Annotated in this window: 6 protein-coding genes; 4 read left to right on the forward strand and 2 right to left on the reverse strand. The window is 45.5% G+C overall.

All coding sequences use genetic code 11. The features are described 5' to 3' along the window. The coding region (locus OKC40_RS21405) for a YfjI family protein (protein WP_270796932.1) at positions 1 to 1,405 on the reverse strand (1,405 nt) is incomplete at its 3' end. Continuing rightward, the gene (locus OKC40_RS21410; protein WP_320661292.1) at positions 1,383 to 1,733 is read right to left on the reverse strand and encodes a helix-turn-helix transcriptional regulator; all 351 of its coding nucleotides are present in this window, start codon (positions 1,731 to 1,733) and stop codon (positions 1,383 to 1,385) included. The genes OKC40_RS21405 and OKC40_RS21410, both read right to left, overlap by 23 nt. Between OKC40_RS21410 and OKC40_RS21415 the strand changes: the two genes are divergently transcribed. From OKC40_RS21415 to OKC40_RS21430, 4 genes are all read left to right on the forward strand, one after another. Beyond that, the gene (locus OKC40_RS21415) at positions 1,732 to 3,804 is read left to right on the forward strand and encodes a hypothetical protein (RefSeq protein WP_270660726.1); all 2,073 of its coding nucleotides are present in this window, start codon (positions 1,732 to 1,734) and stop codon (positions 3,802 to 3,804) included. The two genes, OKC40_RS21410 and OKC40_RS21415, sit on opposite strands and share 2 nt — an antisense overlap. Positions 3,805 to 4,258: 454 nt before the next feature. Then, entirely contained in the window at positions 4,259 to 5,212 is a 954-nt protein-coding gene (locus tag OKC40_RS21420; RefSeq protein WP_270796933.1) for a DUF932 domain-containing protein, read from the forward strand. Positions 5,213 to 5,307: 95 nt separating this feature from the next. Then, positions 5,308 to 6,309 carry a YqaJ viral recombinase family nuclease gene (locus OKC40_RS21425; protein ID WP_333563279.1) on the forward strand — a complete coding sequence of 334 codons (1,002 nt, stop codon included), beginning with the start codon at positions 5,308 to 5,310 and terminating at the stop codon, positions 6,307 to 6,309. Further along, positions 6,306 to 6,631 (forward strand): recombination directionality factor (locus OKC40_RS21430; protein WP_442865912.1); only part of this gene is annotated, 326 nt, incomplete at its 3' end. The genes OKC40_RS21425 and OKC40_RS21430, both read left to right, overlap by 4 nt.

A 6,631-nucleotide genomic window follows, 5' to 3' on the forward strand; every position in this document is an offset into this window, starting at 1 on the left:
AGATTGACTGTTTCTTTTTAAAGCAAATGATATCTCCTCGAGCAATAAGAACTTCTATTGCATCTTCTAGCTTATTCAAATTACGAACGCAATGTGGCCCACTTCGTCTAATGTCACCTTTCAGAAGCAGCTCATTATTCCAGTTATGAATAATCCACTCCAGTAACTTATTCACATGTGTCTCGTCCACGAACTCCCGAGCCTCGGGCGATCTAAAGATTATTAATGCTTGATGCAAATATATTTCAGCCAGTTCAATGGCAGTCTGCATAGTCTCATGAGTCACAAGTGCGTTTCTGTAGTCTCTATTTTTAAACACATGAAGTGCCGCCGCGATTCTCGAAGCCTGCTCCATAAACTTTGAACCAAAATCTTTATAGTGTTCCAAATATTCCCCGCCCCTCATTGCGTATTCAATGTCATTAAACTTGTCATTCCAAATTTTCTTAGCACTCTCTGTTAAATTCAGGCAATGACGTTCCTTGCCTTGTGCTCTCATCTCAAGCCCTTCTTGCAGTAATGCATCAATCCTTGAGCTAAATCTACCTAATTTAATTTTATCATCTAGTGATGCGCTATCATCCCTATCTTCTTGACGATAGCCAATCTCTGACTCAGGCTCACACAGTAGAATTCGAGCGTCTAATCCAGAGCTTCTCATCGCATCACCATTACTATCTCTGAATATTCTATATATATCAGGCTGGATTTGCATGCTCAAAGTCAAACGAGCACCTTCAATATGAACTTCAGGGGCATTGGCTCTGTCAACACGTATAGTTTGACCTGACCATAGTGAGTTAAACAATGCATTATCTTTCATCAAGTCACTGGACAGTAGTGTCCCAGCTTCATCGGACACCAGAGCTAATGACGTATTCTTCTCAGCTAACATCGACTTCAGTTTTGCGACTGTTATATCCTCAGCTAAAATCCTCTTAACTAACGGAGCTATAGGCATATTTGAATGGTGAGTGTGCCATGCCTCTATTATAATGGGCTGCTCATCACCTTTTTTATACATCTCACCTAATTCCCTCCTTAACACTTTTTCCTTCATATTCCACAATTCCAGTTCGATCTGATATTTCTGCTGTGCAGCATCTACCTGCTCAGCCAAGCATTTTTCAAATTCACGGACTGGTTTCATCAGTAGCTTATCGACCGTGCTTTTTCTCTCGCCAGAAGCAGCTAGAATTAGAGTGTAAAGTGATGCCGGTATTTTCATCTCACTTTTTGGGCTAATATCTACCAACTGCTGCGATGCGATAGCCATTACAGACAACATTTGAGTCAAGATCATAAATCTCGGGGCCTTTGTTTTATAGGCGACGACATCCAGTGTATCCCAAAGGGACTGATCTAACCGCTCAATGACAGCTTCAATGGCTCTGTGTTGATTCATTTTTGACCTCCATTGTTTGACTACTTTGTGACCTGGTTGCGATCCATTGATTGACCTCGCTCTGACGCCAGCCGATCGCTGACTTGCCAAGTTTTATCGCCTTGGGAAAGCTGGGATCATGCCGGGAAGACCTGGCGTTCAGCTTGTCATAAATTGTTGATCTAGCGAGGCTAATCATCTTTGTGAGCTCCGGCATCCTAATGATGCGGTCTATTACGTCTTGCATTACGTGATGTCCTTCTAACGTCTGACTGGATGAGCTCGCATTGTGGTGGACCTCGGGGTAACGTGTTAGGGGGGAAAATCCAAGACCCAAGGGAAAAATCATGATGACTCACTTCTTTACAGAATTTATCGACGCTGTAGCAAAGACCTTGGGGCTTAACTACCCAACCCATTCAACCGAGAAGGCCAGTAAGGACACTAACAAGGATTTGCCCAGTGATGATCCAACCAAACCTAACGAATATGATTATCTGCCAAAAATAAATAACATACGTGAACGCCTACATGCTGGCAGCAGCTTGCCACCTAACATTCTTTCCAATCATATTGATATATTAGAGCATGTCTGTAGCGCATTAATTAGTAAAGAGATTATCCTTCAAGAATCTATTTGCGACACATACATAATTTACATTAAAAATGCATTGATTCCACTGATATGTGCTGACATATTAATCTTTAAAGAGCAAGCTAATGAAGAATCTATTTATTATCATCTAGACAGGATCCTAAGAACAGATAACGTGGTTACCCAAGATGGTGAGCAGAGAGTATTTAGGAAAAGATCTGCCCATAAATACATGCTCGATTATATTGGCAACTGCTTTTCACCCGATATGGGGGCGTCTAGAAGTGCCGGTCTTAGAGTCGCAGATAATTTCATTCATGAATTACTTATTTACTTAGATGAGCTTCCCAAAAAAAACAAAGGGAATCAAACCAGCAGGAGTTTGAACAGAATAATTAATGCTTGTACTGAAAGGCTTTCACCGGATGATTTAATAAAGTATTCTTTCATTATCAATTCAATATTTTCTGCTTATACTGCCGTTATCATCTTACAAGATATAAATAATAAAACAGGTATGTTTGACCATTTCCTCAACACTTATATTCAACTCACTCACGGTACTAATCATTTACTGAACCATTTAAACAACGCCCTGGAATGTGCTCTTCGATTTGATTACAATGCATTTAATGAAGAAGATGAGATACTTAGTGCCACCCTCGAATGTCCACCGCTGTTGCTAGTGAAAGAGAAACAGATAGAGAGAATAGACAACATCATTAATTGCATTACACCACTATTTGGAGAGCAATTAACATATACTGGTAAAAAAGAGTCTAGTTTGGTTAAATTGAAAGAGCAACTAGGTTATTTGTCACAAATGGTAACGCCTCCTCCTCCATTTTACTTTTATAGATTAATTATTGATAACAATGGAAGGCTTAGCTTTAAACATAACCTAAGCACTCCTCCTGACAGTACAAGTTCAATTGTGTTCGATATAAATATTTTTTCTGCAATTGCCGAACTAGCTAATGACAAAAACAATCGATACCAAAATTATTTTTATCAATATAAGCCACTTCTAGAACTACTCGACTCTATTCAAAAAGAATTACCAGACCAAGCTTTAAACATAATCAATCAACTACACAAAGTCAATTTGTCACTATTTGGGTTCAATAAGTATGCATTAGCTGTGCTTGCAATTGGATTAATGTACAACCAAAGACGGTCCACAATAAAAAACATTTCTCTTCTACCACAGGTCAATCACACGCTAAATCATCAGGGTAATATCTTGATCCCAGCCTATCCATCTTGCCACTTAGGCTCATGGCTTTCAGAGGATATTTATATAAAGCACTCTATAATTTTTGGCATAAATGAATACAGTCAATACAATACATTTTTAGCACGAGCTCTCTACTGTTATAATTTTACCATTGCGCGGCATACTACTTCGCGCGGCCTGCTTACAGGTACACTTGATAATAACTTTTTGAATGTTAATTTTAAGGATCTAAACTATCGGTCTCCATTAATCAGCCATGATATACTGGAGCGGCTTGACTCGATATGTGGCAAGATATTGAATGGGCTAGATAAGGTCAGCATTGATGATAGTGATCCTGTCAGCTTTGCAAATTTTTTAGTTAGAAACAAAATAGTGACCAGAGCGGAGTTAAAGGATAATCTAATCCACTGCGTTACAGGATCTTCTCTCGCTGTCTGCCTCCTAGACTATGTAAGTATAGTAATGCTGTTTACTGTTCCTGGAGATGAAGTTAGAAATTTTATTAAATTGGGTGAAAAAAATAATATAGTAAAATCATTGTTTATGGCATATAGGGCCTCCTTACCTAGTCATACTCGTAAGTGAACGCCTTTGCTCTTTGCTTAGAGTTCCATTCGTTGAATGATTTGCATGTATTTTTATTATAATGTATTTTAAAAGGGAGCGATGTATCTAAAGAATGGATTGAGGCTCCGGTCACATAGCCGCGCCACAATCCCCACAGCATCATTTAAGATGCATGATGACACCTCCCCTTGCCAACCTATCCAATATGCGTATCTCCAGATACGGTTTGATACTAATATCAAAAATATCTGGAATATCTAGAATAGCAAGCCCGAACGAGTCTTAAAAATGTTGTTGGAAATCGTCACGCGACCTCATTCGACACCACCTCGCTTTGCTTTATATATAATGTGCGTTGCGGTTATCTGGCATTTCCATTACAACCATTCAAATAAATTTCAGATATATATTCTCTCTGTGAACCTACCTTGGGACTGTTCTATGCAGTCCCATTTTCATTGGAGATTGATATATGGCACACCTCATCGACACTATGGCCTACACCGGCCATACCCCTTGGCATGGCCTTGGCAATATCTTGCCCCCACAACAATCCTTGGAGATCTGGCTTAAAGCTGCCGGTATGGACTGGACCATCGAGCAGAGCGATGTCATGTTTAACGTTGCCTCCGATGCACTACATTTCCGCTCCTATGGCGATAGTAAGGTACTCTATCGTTCCGATACCCTGGCACCGCTCTCGGTGGTCTCCCAGCGTTATAACGTGGTACAGCCCCATGAGGTGCTGCACTTCTATCAGGATTTAGTGGAGGCCGGTGGCTTTGAATTAGAAACCGCAGGCTCACTTAAAGGCTGTCGTAAATTGTGGGCGCTGGCCCGTACCGGTCAGGATATGAAGCTCAAAGGTGGTGATGTAGTGAAGTCCTATCTGCTCCTGGCGACCAGCTGCGACGGTACACTCTGCACCACGGCGCAATTTACCTCGTTGCGAGTGGTCTGCAATAACACATTGCAGATGGCGTTGCGTAATAGCACTGGCGCAGTCAAAGTCTCTCACTCGACGACATTTGACCCGGCTATTGTCAAAGAGGAATTAGGGTTGGGACTTGCTCATTGGGATGAATTCAAAACCCAGACCAAGGCATTGGCTGCCCGTCCTGTTGCCCCAGAAGAGGCACTACGTTTCTTTAGCTACCTGCTGTCCCAGCCATTAGATGCCGACAATCAAATTATCCTCACCCGACCAGTCCAACAGCTTCACGAGTTGTACCAAGGTGCCGGTATGGGCTCGGAGTTAGCCAGTTCCCAGAATACCGCTTGGGGGCTGGTCAATGCGGTGACGGAATATGTTGATCACCATCGCCGTGCTCGCAGTCAGGACTATCGCCTAGACTCTGCCTGGTTCGGTCAGGGTGCTCAGCTAAAGTCTCAGGCACTCAATCAGGCCCTTACTCTGCTGCAGTAATCACCGCTCTCCGTTTTATTTCATATTCCCGTTATAGACCCCTACCCGGCCATCAGGCCGGGCGGGAACGTTTATGCCTCCGACAAGGAGCAATGATGAAAGCAAAAGCCAAATACGGTCGGGCCACCCGTTTAGCCTCCACCACCGACCTCCCTCGCGAACAGTGGCTGGCGATCCGCAAGCTGGGGATCGGCTCGTCCGATGCCGCCGTGGCGGTCGGCCTCTCACCCTATAGATGCCCGCTGTCGCTGTGGTTGGAGAAGACTGGTCGCAAGGAGCCGGAAGATATCTCCCATAAAGAGGCTGTACTGTGGGGTATCGAACTGGAGCCGGTGTTGGCACAGGTCTACACCAAGCGCACCGGCTACCGGGTGCGTCGGGTCAATGCCGTGCTCCAGCACCCCGAGCATCTGTTTATGCTCGCTAATCTCGACCGGGAGGTGGTGGGCCACCCCGACGGCCCCGGCATCCTCGAAATCAAGACCGCCAGCTATCACAGTGCCCCGCAATGGGAGGAAGGCGTACCGGTCGCCTACCAGTGTCAGGTACTGCATCAGCTAGCCGTCACCGGTCATGCCTGGGCGGAAGTTGCGGTGCTGATCGGTGGTCAGGATTTTCGGATTTATCGCATCGATCGTGATGAGGAGAAGATCCGGGATCTCACCGAACGGGAAGTGCAGTTCTGGCATCAGGTCACCAGTGGCCTACAGCCCGAGCCCGATGGCTCCGAGGATGCTGGCTCGGCGCTGGCCTGGCTATTTCCTCGTGATGATGGGGAGACCGTCGATCTCTCCGATTCGCCCGAGTTCAATCAGCTGTTCGGGGAGTTGCTGCATCTGCGCGAACACAAAGAGGAAGTGGAACTACGCGAATCACAAATCAAGCAGCAGCTACAGGCCACGCTGGGAGCGGCTACGGCAGGACTCTTTGCCGATGGCAAGATCACTTGGAAACGCAGCAAGGATCGGCTGGCCCCGGACTTGGAACGGCTCGGGCAGGATCATCCCGACCTGCTCAGCCACTATGTCAAACCAGTGCCCGGCTCACGCCGTTTCACCATTCAAGCAGTTCACGCTGTCAGGAGACACACACCATGATCAAAGGACTGGCGATTACCCCGCCCGTGATTGGGCGGATCTGTATTGGCAAGCTGGTACAGAAAGAGGGGAAATGGGTACCGGAGAAGGACGACAGTTTCACCCTCACCACCCAGGTACAGCAGAAAGGGGGATGGTTGCTCCATCCCTTGCATCAACAGTTCGCTCAAGGGCATGAGCAGGCCAAGATCCGCGCCATTCCGGTACGGGTGCTGTTCAATGACAGCGATCTGAACCTGCGGGCAGAGTACAGCGCCTTTGACCGCCAAACCGGACGGCCGCTTTGTGTCGGCAATGGAGAGGTGGCAAAACGGGTGGGGGC

The sequence above is a fragment of the Aeromonas sp. QDB11 genome (assembly GCF_027705265.1).
Lineage (GTDB): Bacteria > Pseudomonadota > Gammaproteobacteria > Enterobacterales > Aeromonadaceae > Aeromonas > Aeromonas allosaccharophila.

Coding starts and splice junctions, on each gene's coding strand:
- OKC40_RS21425 (WP_333563279.1), top strand. CDS start 5,308: ATGAAAGCAAAAGCCAAATACGGTCGGGCCACCCGTTTAGCCTCCACC.
- OKC40_RS21420 (WP_270796933.1), top strand. CDS start 4,259: ATGGCACACCTCATCGACACTATGGCCTACACCGGCCATACCCCTTGG.
- OKC40_RS21415 (WP_270660726.1), top strand. CDS start 1,732: ATGATGACTCACTTCTTTACAGAATTTATCGACGCTGTAGCAAAGACC.
- OKC40_RS21410 (WP_320661292.1), bottom strand. CDS start 1,733: ATGATTTTTCCCTTGGGTCTTGGATTTTCCCCCCTAACACGTTACCCC.